The 16,636-nt window shown below is 29.4% G+C and carries 12 protein-coding genes, 2 pseudogenes and 2 riboswitches; of the genes and pseudogenes, 12 read left to right on the forward strand and 2 right to left on the reverse strand.

Annotated features, from left to right (window positions below):
- Positions 1–11 precede the first annotated feature (11 nt).
- The 6 genes and pseudogenes from DIC82_08715 (at position 12) to DIC82_08740 (ending at position 8,740) form a co-directional block, all read left to right on the forward strand.
- Positions 12–971 (forward strand): D-2-hydroxyacid dehydrogenase, encoded by a 960-nt coding sequence (locus tag DIC82_08715; protein ID AWK51092.1) that lies wholly within the window; start codon positions 12–14, stop codon positions 969–971.
- 120 nt (positions 972–1,091) lie between these two features.
- Entirely contained in the window at positions 1,092–3,251 is a 2,160-nt protein-coding gene (locus DIC82_08720; protein AWK51093.1) for a DNA topoisomerase III, read from the forward strand.
- Between the two features lie 247 nt (positions 3,252–3,498).
- A riboswitch (cyclic di-GMP riboswitch) is annotated at positions 3,499–3,588 on the forward strand.
- 192 nt (positions 3,589–3,780) lie between these two features.
- A complete protein-coding gene (locus DIC82_08725; protein AWK51094.1) occupies positions 3,781–4,524 on the forward strand; it encodes a transferase in 744 nt (247 codons plus the stop codon).
- A 44-nt stretch (positions 4,525–4,568) separates the two neighbouring features.
- Positions 4,569–6,710, forward strand: coding sequence for a methyl-accepting chemotaxis protein (locus tag DIC82_08730; protein ID AWK51095.1), 2,142 nt, complete (start codon positions 4,569–4,571; stop codon positions 6,708–6,710).
- A gap of 363 nt (positions 6,711–7,073) precedes the next feature.
- Positions 7,074–8,306 carry an ammonia channel protein gene (locus DIC82_08735; GenBank protein ID AWK51096.1) on the forward strand — a complete coding sequence of 411 codons (1,233 nt, stop codon included), beginning with the start codon at positions 7,074–7,076 and terminating at the stop codon, positions 8,304–8,306.
- A 218-nt stretch (positions 8,307–8,524) separates the two neighbouring features.
- Positions 8,525–8,740: pseudogene (locus tag DIC82_08740) on the forward strand (ABC transporter substrate-binding protein).
- Between the two features lie 50 nt (positions 8,741–8,790).
- Here DIC82_08740 and DIC82_08745 read toward each other — a convergent pair.
- On the reverse strand, positions 8,791–10,434 hold the full coding sequence (locus DIC82_08745; GenBank protein ID AWK51097.1) for a recombinase family protein: 1,644 nt from the start codon (positions 10,432–10,434) through the stop codon (positions 8,791–8,793).
- 687 nt (positions 10,435–11,121) lie between these two features.
- Here DIC82_08745 and DIC82_08750 point away from each other — a divergent pair.
- The 3 genes and pseudogenes from DIC82_08750 to DIC82_08760 all read left to right on the forward strand — a co-directional run bounded on the left by DIC82_08750 (position 11,122) and on the right by DIC82_08760 (position 12,059).
- A pseudogene (locus DIC82_08750) lies at positions 11,122–11,262 on the forward strand (hypothetical protein).
- A gap of 284 nt (positions 11,263–11,546) precedes the next feature.
- Positions 11,547–11,789 carry an AbrB family transcriptional regulator gene (locus DIC82_08755; GenBank protein AWK51098.1) on the forward strand — a complete coding sequence of 81 codons (243 nt, stop codon included), beginning with the start codon at positions 11,547–11,549 and terminating at the stop codon, positions 11,787–11,789.
- Positions 11,790–11,816: 27 nt separating this feature from the next.
- The gene (locus DIC82_08760; protein ID AWK51099.1) at positions 11,817–12,059 is read left to right on the forward strand and encodes a hypothetical protein; all 243 of its coding nucleotides are present in this window, start codon (positions 11,817–11,819) and stop codon (positions 12,057–12,059) included.
- A gap of 132 nt (positions 12,060–12,191) precedes the next feature.
- On the opposite strand, the gene DIC82_08765 is transcribed toward DIC82_08760, so the two are convergent.
- On the reverse strand, positions 12,192–12,299 hold the full coding sequence (locus DIC82_08765) for a hypothetical protein (GenBank protein AWK53057.1): 108 nt from the start codon (positions 12,297–12,299) through the stop codon (positions 12,192–12,194).
- A gap of 210 nt (positions 12,300–12,509) precedes the next feature.
- Here DIC82_08765 and DIC82_08770 point away from each other — a divergent pair, with 210 nt between their 5' ends.
- The 3 genes from DIC82_08770 (at position 12,510) to DIC82_08780 (ending at position 16,632) form a co-directional block, all read left to right on the forward strand.
- The gene (locus DIC82_08770) at positions 12,510–13,304 is read left to right on the forward strand and encodes an oxalate:formate antiporter (GenBank protein AWK51100.1); all 795 of its coding nucleotides are present in this window, start codon (positions 12,510–12,512) and stop codon (positions 13,302–13,304) included.
- Positions 13,305–13,739: 435 nt separating this feature from the next.
- A riboswitch (cyclic di-GMP riboswitch) is annotated at positions 13,740–13,823 on the forward strand.
- A gap of 198 nt (positions 13,824–14,021) precedes the next feature.
- A complete protein-coding gene (locus DIC82_08775) occupies positions 14,022–15,446 on the forward strand; it encodes a histidine kinase (protein AWK51101.1) in 1,425 nt (474 codons plus the stop codon).
- Between the two features lie 403 nt (positions 15,447–15,849).
- Positions 15,850–16,632 carry a nitrate ABC transporter substrate-binding protein gene (locus DIC82_08780; GenBank protein AWK51102.1) on the forward strand — a complete coding sequence of 261 codons (783 nt, stop codon included), beginning with the start codon at positions 15,850–15,852 and terminating at the stop codon, positions 16,630–16,632.
- The last annotated feature ends 4 nt before the right edge of the window (positions 16,633–16,636 follow it).

Here is a 16,636-nt window from a genome sequence, read left to right on the forward strand (position 1 = left end):
GAGGATTTAACATGAAAAAAATAGTAGTATTAGATGGTAAAACATTAGGTAATGTAGATTACATTAAATTAAATGAATTCGGTCAAGTAATTTATTATGATTTAACGTTAAAAGAAGAAGTTGCTAATAGAATTAAAGATGCTAATATTATATTAACTAATAAAGTTGTATTAAATGAAGAAAACTTAAAAGATACAAATAATCTAGAGCTTATATGTGAAATGGCCACAGGATACAATAACATAGATATAAAGTATGCCAAAGAAAAGAAAATTGCAGTAACTAATGTTATTGGATATTCTACTACTACTGTAGCACAACATACATTTGCTATGTTACTACACTTGTATGACAATATAAACTATTTTGATAATTTTATCAAAAGTGGTGAATATTCTAACTCTGCAATGTTTACTAACTTAGAAATGCCATATAAAGATTTGTGTGGTAAGGTATGGGGAATAATTGGACTTGGCAATATTGGGAAAAGAGTAGCAAAAATAGCCCAAGCTTTTGGTGCAAGAGTAGTATATTATTCAACTTCAGGAAAGAATGCAAATTCGGATTATGCGCGTGTAGAATTTGATTCATTATTAAAACAATGTGACATTATTTCTATACATGCTCCTTTGAATAAAAAAACAGAAGGATTAATTAATTATGAAGCCTTTACTAAAATGAAAAAGGATTCAGTTCTAATAAATGTAGCAAGAGGTCCTATAGTAGTAGATGAAGATTTAGCTAGAGCTATAGATGAAGAGATAATAGGTGGAGCAGCATTAGATGTATTTAAAATTGAACCAATGCCAGGCGAAAACCCATTACTAAAAGTTAAAAATAAAGAAAGATTAGTATTAACACCACATATAGCATGGGCAAGTGAGGAAGCTAGAAATAGATTATTTACAGATTTATTAGAAAATATTGGTGCATACAATAGAGGGGAAATGAGAAATAGAGTAGATATATAATACGGGCATTGCGCAATACCTATGCATTTTGATTGATAACTTAAACTGGTTTTATTTTTGGATTAATGTTAATATATATAGTGCTAAAAGTAGTAACTAAAGGAGGATAAGTAAAATATCATGGCGAAGGTTATTATTGCGGAAAAACCATCTGTTGCTAAGAATATTGCAGATGCATTTAAAATTAAAAACAGGAAAGACGGCTATTTTGAAGGTAATGGCTATTATATAACATGGGCATTTGGACATCTTTTGCAGCTTTATGATGCAAAGGATTATGATGAAAACATGAAGGGCTGGAGATTTGAGAAGTTTCCATTTATTCCAGAGCATTTTTTGTATAAGGTAAAATGCGATAGTGCGGATAGAACTATAGAAGATAAGGGGGCAAAAAAGCAACTTGGAATAATAAAGAGTCTAATTGACAGAGAAGATGTAGACGGAATTATCTCAGCTACGGATTTTGATAGGGAAGGTCAGGTTATAGCCGATGAATTATTTGGCTATTTTGAGGTCAAAAAACCTATATATAGATTGCTTTTAAACGAATGGACACCTGATGAAGTTAAAAGTGGTATGGAATCTTTAAAGGATAATAAAGAGATGCAATCACTTCAAGATGCTGGTATAGGAAGGCAATGGAGTGATTGGATTATTGGAATTAATTTAACTTCTGTAAGTACGTTAAAATATAAATTTGAAGAAAATAAGACTATTAATATAGGGAGAGTGCTATTACCTACATTAAAGATTATTTATGATAGAGATAAAGAAATAGAAAATTTTACAGCAACAACTTACTATAAATTAGTATCAAATTTTAAAACTTCAAGAAATGGCGAATTTGAAGGACTTTATTATGAAAATGATTCTGAAAAGTTTGAAAAAAAAGAAGATTTAGATAAGTATATTCCTTTATTAGAAGGATCAACTGCTAAGATTATCGATAAACAAACAGAATTAAAAAAGGAATATCCACCTTATTTATTTAATTTATCAAATTTACAAGGGTATGTTACAAGTAAATACAAAGGTTGGACATCGGATAAGGTTTTAAAGGTTGCACAATCTCTTTATGAAAAGAAACTTACAACTTATCCTAGAACAGCAAGTGTTGTTTTAGAAGAAAGTTTGAAGGATAGGGCAAAAAAAGTTTTAGATACTTTAAAAGTTGGTTTACCATATGAAAAAGATATTAAGTTTAATACATCTAAAAGAATTTTTGATAGCTCGAAAGTTGAAAGCCATAGTGCTATAACTCCAACATATATTAAACCATCAGGATTATCTGCAGACGAAAAGGTGGTTTATGAAGCTATTAAAAATAGATTTATAATGCAATTTATGCCTATAGCTGAGTTTGAAGAAACAAAGGTGACTTTGAAAGCTAATAATTCAGAAGTTAGAGGCATATTTATTTCTAAGGGAAAAGTAAAACTTGTGGAAGGATGGAAGGTAGTAGAAAAAATAGAAAGTAAAGATATAATTCTTCCAAAGATTGAAATAGATGAAAGTGTAGATATTATAGATTCAAAAGTAAATTCAGTTACTAAAAAACCACCCAAATATCATACTGAAAAAACTTTACTTAGAGTTATGGAAACGTGCGGAAAAGGTGTTGAAGGTACGGAAGATTCAGAAGAGATGATGCAAGCTATTTTGAGCGGATATAGTATAGGTACACCAGCAACCCGTGCTGAAACTATAAAAAAGCTAAAGGATATAGGCTATCTAAAATCTAAAGGGAAAAATCTTATGTGCACAGACCTTGGAATAAATCTAGTAGAAATTTTTCCTGTGAAAGATTTATTAGACTTAGAGTATACAGGAAAACTAGAAAAAACTCTTTCTGATATTGAAAAGGGTAAATTCGAAAAAAGTGATTTTATGAAAATGATAACAGATTTTACAATTGAGTCTGTTGATTCAATAAAGAAAGATGAAGGTGCATTATCAAGATTTAAAGTAGAAATACCTAAAGATGTTAAAAGCTTAGGACCATGTCCTATTTGTGGAAATGCAGTAATTGAAGGAGAAAAAAGTTTTGGCTGTAGCAATTGGAAAAATGGTTGCAAATATACAATTTGGAAGGATGATAAATATATTGCATCCTTTGGGAAAAAGATATCTAAGGAAATGGTTGAACTTTTGCTTAAAAATGGCAAAGTAGGATTTAGAAACTTAAAAAGTAAAAAAGGGAATACATTTTCAGCTTATTTTAAATACGAAAAAAATGAAGAAACGGGATATTTTAATTGGAAGATTGAGTTTATAGATTAATATTTACATATAAAACACATGTTTTAGAATTTTGAATATATTTAAGAAAGTAAAAATACTCAATTTGATATCTTGAGGATAAGTTTTAGAAAGACTATCTTCAAGATATTTAATTTGTAGAATAATTAATAATTAAAGATATTCTATAATAATTTGAAAGAAATTTAAATTATTATGTTTAAAATTAAAGAATAAAATGTAATAATAAGAATAATGATGATAATATTGCCAACATATGAAAAAAATATAATGTAAAAAGCACACTTATCTAAAGATAAGGCCGCAAAGCTATGAGTCTAAGGAAAATGAGATTTTCTAGGATTGTCAGGTTGCCAAATGAATATACAATAATAAATTATATATTTGATTGTCTTTTGGTACCTACGCTTTATAGGTACCTTTTAATTTTTACAATTATTTTTTTCATGGGAAAAATAGACTTAATGTAAATTTAATAAAATCGCAAAGTGAAATAATAAATAAAGACAGGAGGAGAGATTATTTTTCGATTTAATAATCAGAACAGTACATGAGTAAAATAAATAGTTTATTGCAAAAAACAGAAGAAATAATAAATAAAGGTATAACTAAAGATGGTGTAATAGAAATTTTAAATGCACTAAAATGTTCTTTTCCATTTGATGTTTTAGAAGAAATCCAATTATATGGGGATTATTTACCTAAAAATCAGGAACTAGGTTTTTCAGAAGAAAAAAGATACTTACATTTTTTATGGGATGTATTAGATAAATCACCTATGTGTCTTATATCTAACTTTGCTATTCCATTTAGAAGAATATTAGCAATGAAATTATTTAAGTCATGTGGAAAAAATTTTATAGCTGAAGAAAATGTTCGTTTTAATGTGCCAGATAATATCGAAATTGGTGACGATGTATTTTTAAACAGGGGAGTATTTATGGATTCTAAAGGTGGTGTAACGTTAGGGAATTCAGTAGTAATAACTGAAGGCGTAACAATATTTACTCATTCTCATACAGAAGATGATCATGTTTTAAGAACGTATGCACCTGTAATCATAAAAGATTATGCTAAAATATATTCAAATTCGACAATATTACCAGGTGTAACAATTGGAAAGCAGTCTATAGTAGCTGCTTGTTCGCTATTAGATAAAAGTGTAGAAGACAATGCGTTAGTAGCAGGAGTACCTGCGAAAAACGTAAGAGATCGGAAAACTTTTAATAAAAGCGAAGATGAGTTAAATCACATATGGTTTTATAATAACGAATTTCAAAAATCGGAAGTATAGTAAAAGTTTTAAATATTAAATGTTTATAAGGAGATTAAAAAAATATGAAAATATCTTTTAACTACAAGAAAATGTCATTTAAATCAAAATTTATGGCTGTGATTTTACCATTGGTTATAGTTGGATTGCTATCGCTAACAGGAGTAGCGTATGCGAATTTTCACAATATAATGGACACAGAGCTAACTAATTCAATGTCACTTAGAACAACAGAAGCTACAAATCATATTAATACTTGGCTAACCAGCAGGCTTGCAGAAGTACGTGAAACTGTTCAAAATCCTATGGTGAAACGTGTTGTGGACATTAATCCTAATCTTAATCTTAACGCTGTGGATGAATCGATAAATTTTATTGATGAATTAAATTTATCACGTTGGAATTTTATTAATACAACATATCCAGATCAATATGCAGCTTTACATATTGTAAATTTTCTAGAACCTAATGAATGGAGTAATACTGAGAGTTTAGGTAAACTTGAAGCACGTTATTATAATGTGAAAAATGGACAATTTGCAACTGCTCCATGGGCAAAAGCTGCTGCGGCAGAAGCTGGACAAAGATATTCTAAGACTAATGGTGTTCCTTATGATGCCATATTTAATCCAACATATTCTGAAGCTTATGCAAGAAATGTTGTAATGATGTTTGCATGGCAAAAAAATACTGAAGGTAAAGTTGTTGCAGGTGCAGCATCAAGTGTAACAATAGAAACAATAGAGGAACAAGTTAAAGCCCTAAAATATGGAGAAAAGGGTTATGGAATGTTGTTAGCTAAAGATGGAACTTTTATTGTTCATCCAAACGAGGATTGGGCGATGAAGGAAAAAATCAGTACAGTTAATGATCCAGATCTTAATAAGCTTAATGAACTTATTGCTACAGGAAAAGCAGGTATGTTCAGATTTGGTGAAGGAAGTGAGAAACAAATTGCTTTTTATGCTCCGGCACCAATAGCAGAGTGGACTGTAGTTAATGTAGTTTATGAAAATGAATTATTTGCAGCAGCAAATAAATTACTTTTAATCATGTTAGGAATAGCAATTGCAATTATAATCATTTTATCATTAGCCATATACGCTGTAGCTAGTCATCTTGTTAGACCATTAATTCGTCTTAATAAATTTGCTGAAGTTGTATCTACTGGTGACTTAAGTGGTTCTATAAAAGTGGAATCAGAAGATGAAATTGGAAATCTTACTCGAGCATTTAATAATACTATTGAAGCTTTAAGAAATATAGTAACAGATATAACTAATGAATCAATAAAAGTTAATGATGTTTCTAGTAATCTTGCTACTTCATGTGATGATAGCAGTAAAGTTACAGTAGAAGTTGCTAAGACAATACAAGTTATAGCAGAAAATACTACTGAACAAGCAAGACAAGTTTCTTTATCTGTTGATAAGACAAATGAAATAGAAGAAGCAAGCAGTGCAGTTATTAACAAGTGTAACCATATGCTTGAAACCGCTGAGGAATCACATAATATAAGTGCAGTAGCCTTTGAAGCTGTTGACAAAGCAGTAGACAGTATGAAAATAATTGTTGAAAACAATAATAGCAACTTAAATGAGAGTAAAATATTACTTGGTAGATCAACAGAAATTGGTAAAATTGTTGAGGTTATTACTAGCATTGCTAGTCAAACTAATTTACTTGCGCTTAATGCGGCTATTGAAGCAGCGCGTGCTGGGGAACAAGGACGTGGGTTTGCTGTTGTTGCAGATGAAGTTAGAACACTTGCTGAGCAGTCAGCTAATGCTGCTAATCAAATATCAAGTCTTATAAATAGTATACAATTACAAATTGTATCTATAACTGATAGTATGGACAAGGGTTCCGCTGAAATTACTATTGGTATGGAAACTGCATTACAAGCAGAAACTCATTTTGAGGATATTGAAAAGGCTATTGGCAATATTTTCTCTGTTGTACGTGATGTACATTCTGCAACAGAATCAATGACTCAAACTGCTAAAAGTACTGTAACAGAAATGCAAGAGACATCTGCTATATCTGAGCAGACAGCAGCTGCTACAGAAGAGGTATCAGCTTCAGTAGAAGAACAGTCTGCCACTATGGGGGAAATTGGTAATTCGGCTAATCAATTATCAAAACTGGCTCATAGATTAAATGAATTAGTATCACAATTTAAAATTTCTAATAGTGATAAAAAATAAAGGGAAATTAGAAGATGTGCCTGATACTTTTGAAGCAACAATTAATATAGAACTTTATATAAAAGATTAACCTATTATTTAAATTCATAATTTGTAATATAATAGTTCATATGTCAATATAAAATGAAAATAAATATCTCATTTTATATTGACATATAAAACTTAAGAAGGTAAGATTATATAAGTAATTTTAAAGAAATAATAGAATTTGTAGAAAACAATGGCGTTTTCATTTCAAAGGGAAAAATATATTCAATGATGGATATACCCTTTTGAAGTGAGAGCGCTTTTTTTATTCATTAAGAAATTACAATAAAGTAAATAATTGAAATAATTGAAGTTATTGAGGTAGGAGGAATAAAAATGGAATTGTTAAATGGAGCAGATATGGGATTTGTAATTATTTGTGCTGCGTTAGTAATGCTAATGGTACCAGGGTTAGCTTTATTTTATGGTGGTATGGTAAGGAGTAAAAATGTACTAAGTATTACAGTACAAAACTATGCAGCTCTTGTTGTTATATCTCTACAGTGGATTTTTGTAGGATATACCTTAGCCTTTGGTCCTGATATAAATGGAGTAATTGGAGGATTAGATTGGAGCTTTTTAAAAAATATAGGTATTACACCTAATACGGATTACGCAAGTACAATACCACATTTAGAATTTGTAGTGTTCCAATTAATGTTTTCAGCAATTACTGCAGCTGTTATTTCAGGTTCTGTTGCTGAACGTATGAGATTTCCGGCCTTTCTGATATTTATTATTTTATGGAGTACATTAGTGTATGATCCTATTGCTCATTGGGTCTGGGGTACAAATGGATGGATAAAGAATTTAGGAGTTCTTGATTTTGCTGGAGGACATGCTGTTGAGATGAATTCAGGTATTTCTGGACTTGTTGCAGCAATATTTATTGGTAAAAGAAAGAAGGTAATCCCAGAACCACATCATATACCTATGGCAATACTAGGTGGAGGACTTTTATGGTTTGGATGGTTTGGATTTAATGCAGGAAGTGCTCTTGCTATGAATTTTACGGCTGTTAATGCTTTTGTTACTACAAATACTTCTGCGGCAGCAGGAGCAGTGGGGTGGGTAGCTTGTGAATGGATTCTTTACAAGAAACCTACAGCACTTGGAATAGTCAGCGGAGCCATAGCTGGATTAGTTGCAATAACTCAAGGTGCGGGATTTGTAAGTCCTATATCAGCAATATTTATTGGATTAATTGGGGGAACATTGAGTTTCTTTGCTATAGCAGTATTAAAAAGAAAATTAGGATATGATGATACTTTAGATGCTTTTGGTTGTCACGGAGTAGCAGGGATATGGGGGTCTATAGCTACAGCTATATTTGCATCAAAGTCAATTAATCCAGCAGGCGCAGATGGATTAATATATGGAAACTTTCATCTTTTAAAAGTTCATTTAATATCAGCATGTGCTACTGTCTTATATGCAGCAACTGTAACTTTTATAATACTTAAGATTATGAGTTATGTGATGAACATAAGAGTTACTGCAAATCAAGAAGTAGAAGGATTAGATATATCTTTACATGGAGAAGAAGCATATTCAGGTTTTAATGGATAAAAATTAGTTTTAATAAAAAAGAGGGAAATCTTACTTTGTAATATAGGCAATGAGGAAGTATTAAGCAATTGAAAGATTTAAATACCATTTTAGGCCATATTGTCTAAAGTTTTTTCCCTATCAGACAAAACCTTATTTATGGATTCATATATATTAGAACAATCTTCGATTAAATATCATATTATACACCATGAATATTATTAGGAGATGTTTTCTTCATGAGAAAGAAGTTAAAAGTATTAACTGCGTTATTGATTTCAAGTGTAACTGCTATATCTATGTTTGGATGTGGTAATACCAAAACTGATGAAGGTAAAGTGACTGTACGTTTAAATGAAGTAACACGTTCTGTTTTTTATGCACCAATGTATGTTGCTATGAGTGAAGGTTTTTTTGTTGAAAATGGAATTGAGATTGATTTACAAACAGGTCAAGCCCCTTGAACTCGCTTGCGAAGGAATGGACAATAATGGTAGCAAAGATTCTATTTTTTTTTATCATCATTGCTACCAATGAAATTAAGGTTTAAGTCTCCTCTATTTCCATCCCATGTAACTTTATCTGTTAGTCCTCTAATTAGTTCTTTTATTTCATCGTGAGTCAAGGTATCTATTATAGAGCACTTTTCCAGTAGGCACTTTATGAAGGATAAAGTTAATTCTTCCATATCTATTTGTTCAATTGTATTATTAGCATCATTTAGGTCTTTATTAAGTTGTGTTATTTCTTTCTTAAGTTCCTTTATCTTAGGAATGATGAAATCTCCTAAATCAGGTTCTAAGGACACTTTAGTGAGGAGATTATCTATTTGATGTTTTTTTTGTTTAATAAGGACATTAAGGTTACTTTCTAAATTATCTTTAGCAACTGCTTTTCTAGTTTGTTTATTTTTCGCCATAAGATTTTTTAGAAAGGTTTCTTTAGTTTTACCTAGGTCCTTTATGGCATTTATAACAACTGGATCTATTTGTTCTACTTTTCCATTTGGATTATCACATCTAGTTCCTTTAGAGTCTTTTTTCATTGTACAAGCATAGTAGTATAGTTTATTTCCAGTTTTTTTACTAACTGGACCATGCATTATTCTCATTGGAGAGCCACATTTTGCACATTTCATTATACCTGTCAATAAAGCATTATGGCTTCTTGCTGATACTGTGAATTTATCACCATTTCCTGTATACATTTTTTGAACTTTAAGCCAGTTTTCTGATTCTATTATTCCTTTATGTTTGCTAACAGCAACTATCCAATCTGAGGTATTTCTAAATTCGCGACCATGATTACCATCTTTTGAATAGATTGTTTTAAGCTTATTGTAAGTTAGAAATCCATTGATTCCATCAGGTGTTCCACATAAAGTCATACCTTGTGAACCAAGATAATCAAATATTTCTTCACTAGATTTTGCATAAACAGGATTAGTTAATATTGATCTTAAGGTTGATTTTCTAAAATTGGCTCCAGTTCTTGTTTTATAGTAGCGCTCAAGAAGATAGGCTTCAACGCTACTTAATGATTTAAGTTCTAGGTATTTATCATATATTAATTTAACTATTTTCAATTCTTCATCGTCAATTGATAATTTAGCCATTGAACGTTGAGTCATATTTTCATCATAGTATGTTACAAGAGTAGATTTATAGCCAAGTGGTGGAGTCCCACCAAGCCATCTGCCAGACTTTGCAAGTTCAAGCATGTTATCTCTTACACGTTCTGCAATGGTTTCACGTTCCAGCTGAGCGAATACTGAAGCTATGTATATCATTGCTCTTCCCATTGGTGAGCTAGTGTCAAATTGTTCTCTTATGCTTACAAAATCAACATTGTATCTTTGAAGAGTTTCAAGGGTAGAAGAGAAGTCAGCTACATTTCTAGAGATACGGTCTAATCTATAGCATATTAATATATCAAATTTCTTTAAAGAAACATCATTCATGAGCCTCTGAAATTCAGGCCTGTTAGTATTTCCACCAGAGAATCCTTCATCTTCATATATTAGAAATTCATAAGATTCATTATTTCTATTTTGATTTGATAAGTAATCCTTACACATTTGAACTTGATTTTCTATACTGTCACCTTTTCCAGTGAATTTTGATTTTCTACTATATATTGCTACTTTCATGTTGCCACCTCATTTTCATCATAGAAAAATTTACATTGAATAATAAGTATTAATGTAAAGTGAAATAACTGTTTATAATAGTTATTCATTTACATTAATAATATGAAAATTAAAAGAGGAAATTACATGTATTTATGTATATTTATTTCACATGCATAAGTTTTAATTTGTATATTGATTAAATAAAAGATTATATTTATTAGACTTAATGATTTTATTGGAAATTAATTTTAATTTAGGAGGTTGCATAGTATGAACTAAGCAATGTTTAAGGGAGAACGGGTTTTTTGAAGATAAATGTTCATATTAATTATCCAGATGATATGGAAGAATTAGAAAAGAAAGCTGCTGACTTATTATCTTCAATACTCATAAAGAAACTCCAACCTAAAGAAATTGATGAACTAGTTGAAATACTTAAAGATGATTCAAATAAGATTACTTGGTAGAAACATGAGATTTAGAAAAGAGGAGTTTATCCGATAGCTAGCATCCGTAACACGCCCACTTCTTCAAGTAGGAGATAACGGCTGCACGCTCCTGGACAAGGTACCCCTTGAGGGTATAAGTTCAACTAAGATTCAGATGGGAATCAAACCCCACCTGAATCAAGTTTCACTTGATAAATTCTATTTTATAGATAATTAACTTTAGTAATAAATAAAAAAGAATACAAAAGAAAAGGAAATGGATAAATTAGAATAGCTTAAGAAAAGGCAAATAGGAATTGGTAGTTCTGATGTTGGAGCTATCATGGGAGTTAATAAGTGGAAGAGTGCCTTTGAGGTTTATATAGATAAGACAGAAGAAATTACAGAGGTAAGTGAAATTTAGTAGGAAATTCAGTCATTTAATTAAAGGATAATAAAATGATGGAATGCCGTATGAGCTCGAAAGACTCACGTACGGTGTGAAGCGGAGAAAAAGATGGAGATTACGTAAAAATCTTACCTATTGTTATTGTGCAAGGATTATGTGGTGGAGTTTGAGAAGAATATAAACAATAATTATAGATTAAAATAAATTCATTTGGCAATAATTATAATTAAAGTAAATTCAATAATTGTAATTATAGAATTAAATAAATTATAAGTTTTAGGAGGCATTTGAAAATGAAAGAATCAGGAATAGTAAGAAAAGTTGATCCACTTGGACGAATTGTAATACCGAAAGAAATAAGAAAAGTAATGTCTATTAATGAAGGAGATCCTTTAGAAATAGTAAAAGAAAATAATGAAATATTATTAAGGAAATATCGTAGAGGATGTATCTTTTGTGGAGGTAATAAGAGCATCATTAAATTTAGGGAGATGCTTGTTTGTAATGAATGTAAGAAGGCTTTAATAGAAGCATAATATAATTAGTATATGGAGGTAGAGGGAATGAATAAAGAGGATATTAAAGAAATTATATGTGAAAATATTAAACTAACAGGAGAGAATATTAAACTTGGATATGAAAATAAACAACTAAAAGATAAATTAGAAACATTAAAAATCAAATTAGCATTAATGAAATTTAAACCAAATTATTTAGAGGAAACACGATTCGCTATTGCTCGTTGTGTAAGTTCGAATAGCCAAATTCAAGATGCTCACAGAGAAAGTTCTGTTAGCCAAACATAAGATTTGGAACATCACTTTTGGATTCTCACTTAAAAGAAAACATAGAAGATTTAGAAGTAAGATTAGATTTGGATTTAAAGAAAAAAGTATTGTCAGTTAAGAATAAATCACAATATGTTGTAGTGATGATTTCTAAACTAAATCGCCAGAATTTGTTTTAAAGATATTTTTAGAGATTATGATATCCATAAGAGCATTGGCTTGCTCTTTTGTAACAGCATAATTTTTTACTTCCTTTATTTTGCTTTAACAGAGGTATATGAATAATGATAGATTATTACATAATAAATTAAATATAATTTTAAGAATAAGAGTTCAAGAGACAAGTTTAAAATATTTAAAAAATGAATAAATGATATTAATCATTGTATAGAAATATTTTTAAGAATATGATATTCTATACTAATGCCTAATTTTAAAGTTTGGCTATTTTAAAAGGAGATGGTTGATATGATACCAATAAATCATAAAAGTTTTATAGATAATTCAATAAAAGTTTTAAAGAATGACTCTAGAATTGTAGGAGTTGCAACAGGAGGATCGTATATTACAAATGAAATGGATCAATATTCAGATATTGATTTTATAATTGCAGTAGATTCTAACTACTATGAAGAAGTAATGAATGAGAGGCTTAAAATAGCAGCAAATCTAGGTATATTATTATCAGGATTTACAGGAGAACATGTTGGAGAACCACGACTTTTAATATGCTTGTACGGTCCAGAATTACTTCATGTTGATTTGAAATTTGTATCAATAAATGACATAGCACATAGAGTTGAAGATCCTGTTATTTTATGGGAAAGAGATAATTGTGTATCAAAAGCATTAAAGGAAGATGATGCAAAATTTCCAATTCCAAGTTTACAATGGATTGAGGATAGATTTTGGGTTTGGATTCATTATGGAGCTACAAAAATAGGTAGAGGTGAAATTTTTGAGACTATAGAATTTATATCATCATTAAGGCAGATGGTAATAGGTCCATTAATATTGATGAAAAATGGAGAGTTACCAAGGGGAGTGAGAAAAATAGAATTTGTTGCTCCAGAGAGCATAAGCTTATTGAAAGATACTATACCATCATATAGTATAGAAAGTTGTATAAAATCGTTAAAGGTGATAATACAAATGTATTTGGAACTAAGAGAATACTTTATAACGGAAGATTTTATAAAACGTGTAGAAGCTGAAAAATATTCTATAAATTATTTAAATAAAATAAATCATGAGAATAAGTAATCTATAAAAATTAATCATAGAAATATAAACATTTTAAAATATATAGTAGTAAGTTAATAATTCTTAACCTTCTTTTGGCAAATACAATAAAGAATAAAGGAAAAACTTAAATATCACATTGTTAAATGTGATATTTTTTGTTGAGCAATACTAAAATTAAGTTTAGATAAAGTAACTAATATTTTTTTAGTGAAACTCAAATTATAATTGCAGACATTATTCCTGCACTTCCGCTTAAAAACAGAAGCTGTTGGAAAATTAATTATACTAATACATAGTTTGTAGACCTAGTGAATTAGCTATTAATTACGATAATTGAATTTTTATGTTTTTACATATTTTTATATTTTTTATCAAATAATATCCAAATATTGTTGTAAATTGGAAAATTACTTAGTATAATATACACATAAATATATGTAGTTCTGAAGAAAATCTAATATTGTAAACAATAATGAATTTTTTTTATTTGGTTACTTAGGAAATTCGGAGTTTGTAGTGCAACCTGCTAATATAAGACTAAAATCTTTAAAAGGTATTAGTTTTATGTTGGCTTTTTATTTTAACAAAGAGGATTAAAATTACTAGGAAAGAAATTATTATAAATATTATAGGAGTAATGTGATATTTAAATAATATTTAATTATTAATACACAACAATAATTTATAACGACATTATAAAAAATAGAATTAAAAACCTTGGAGGAATCTAAAATAATGATTGAAAACAATAATTACAATATTGATATAGATTTACTTGAAATAAAAGATGTTATAGATATAAAACTGTTGCAAAAATTTCAGGATAACTTCGCAGAAAGTATGGATATTGCAAGTATAACTGTAGATAGAAATGGAAATCCAGTTACCACACCAAGCTCCTATACAAGTTTTTGTATGGATTTTGTACATATTACTAATATAGGTGATAACAGATGTGCGGAATGTCATAGAAAAGGTGGCGAGGAAGCTGCACGAATAGGCAAGCCTTATATTTATACATGTCATGCTGGACTAATTGATTTTGCAGCTCCTATTTTAATAGATGGTAAACAAATTGGAACTATCTTAGGTGGACAAGTTTTAAGAAAGAAACCTGAAAAGTCAAGGTATATACAAATAGCAAAAGAAATAGGTGTAGATGAGGATGGACTTGTTGAGTCTGTAAGAAAAATTAAGGTTATTACAGAAAAAAATATAACGGCTGCTGCAGAAGTATTGTTTATAGTTGCAAATTCACTTTCAAAGATAGGCTACGAAGAACTAAAGCTTAAGAGGCTTTCGAACAGCTTAAAGATTGAGGTGCAAAATAAAAATTTGTTATTAGAAGAATCTAATGAATATAATAGATTAAAGTCTCAACTTTTTTCAACTATATCACATGAATTAAAGACTCCTATTAATATTATCTACAGTTCATTACAGTTATTAGAAAAATGCTACCAAGAGAGTCCATTTGTATTTACTGTTGAGACATTTTTTAAATATTCAAAAATAATGAAACAAAATTGTCATAGATTAATTAGGATGGTTAACAATATAATAGATATGAATAAAATAGAAGTAGGCTTTTTTAGTCTACACTTAAAAAATAGCAATATTATTAAAGTTATTGAAGATATTACATTATCAATAGTTGAATATGCAAGATTAAAGGATATTAATGTTGTTTTTGATACAGAAATAGAAGAAAAAATAACTGCATTTGATGAAGAAAAAATTGAAAGAATTATGTTGAATTTATTGTCAAACTCAATCAAGTTTACTGAGCATGGAGGAAACATAGGTGTCGCCATATATGATAGAAAAGAGCATATATTGATTTCGGTCAAAGATAATGGGATTGGTATACCGCAAGATATGTTTGAAAAAATTTTTAATCCATTTACTCAAGTAGATCCCTTATTTAGACGACATGCTGAAGGTAATGGCATTGGCTTATCACTTGTAAAATCCCTTGTAGAAATGCATGAAGGGGAAATTATTGTAGGAAGCCAATTAGGTATTGGTAGTGAGTTCATAATTAAGCTACCTATCAAGCTTGTGAAAAGTGAATTAAATGAAAATAAACATAAAGTCATAGATTTAAATTACAATATAGAAAATACTAAAATTGAGTTTTCTGATATATATTTTAACTAATATAAATGTAATTGTAATCTGATTAAATAATAAAATTGTTAAGTAACATTAATACATTATGAATTAATAAAAAATAAATAACATATTAAAATATCGCATTACTCAGTGAATTTGTGATATTTTTTTTCTGCATAATTCTAAAATTAAGTATAGATAAAGTGATTAATATTTTTAAAATTAATGTTCCTTAGTTTGGTATATTATTTACATAATTATCCTGTAATATAATCAGTATAAAATAGTTAAAATATTATTACCCCTTATTAAAAATAAATTATTAACCAGCAAAAAGAATGACCTATTCACCCTAGTAGGTCATTCTTTTTCGCCATATTGTTAATGGAGTAAATATTTAATGGAATATCGCAAGTGAGTTCTTGCAGCACAAGGTGCTGACAAAACAATGCAAGCAGTTTTAAGTAAATCAGCAGATATTGGTTTTTGTGGACCTGAGCAAACAATTTACATTAACAATCAAGGAAGAGAAGATTATCCTGTGCTTTTTGCACAGCTTACTCAAAAAGATGGCTCTTTCTTAGTTGGAAGAACTAAAGATGATAATTTTAAATGGAACAATATTAAAGGGAAAGATGTTATAGGTGGAAGACCTGGTGGGGTTCCTGCTATGGCTCTTGAATATGCATTGAAACAAAACAATATTAACCCTAAAACAGATGTTAACATGGTTACTAATATAGATTTTGCTGCAACTGCTGGTGCATTTAAAGGCGGTACTGGAGATTACGTAGCACTTTTTGAGCCAACAGCATCAGTTCTTGCAAAAGAGGGTACTGGAACTATACTTGCATCAGTTGGTGAAGAGTCAGGCCTTATTCCTTATACTTGCTATTTCACTACAAAATCTTATATGGATAAAAATCCTAAAGTTATTGAAAATTTTACAAAGGCAATTTATAAAGGACAACAGTGGTTCTTTAATCATAGTACAGAAGAAGTTGCAGATAGTATAATTGAATATTTCCCTGGTACTGAGAAAGAGACAATTATGACTGTTATAGACAATTACAAAAAAATTGATGCATTAGCACATACACCAGAAATTAAAGAAGAAAACTTAAATAGACTTATGGATATAATTGCAGATTATGATGCAAGTTTAATGCCACAAAGGCCTGAATTTAATAAAATAGTAGATAATTCATATGCTCAAAAAGTAGTTAAGTAGAGGT

This window comes from Clostridium beijerinckii, from assembly GCA_003129525.1.
Lineage (GTDB): Bacteria > Bacillota > Clostridia > Clostridiales > Clostridiaceae > Clostridium > Clostridium beijerinckii_D.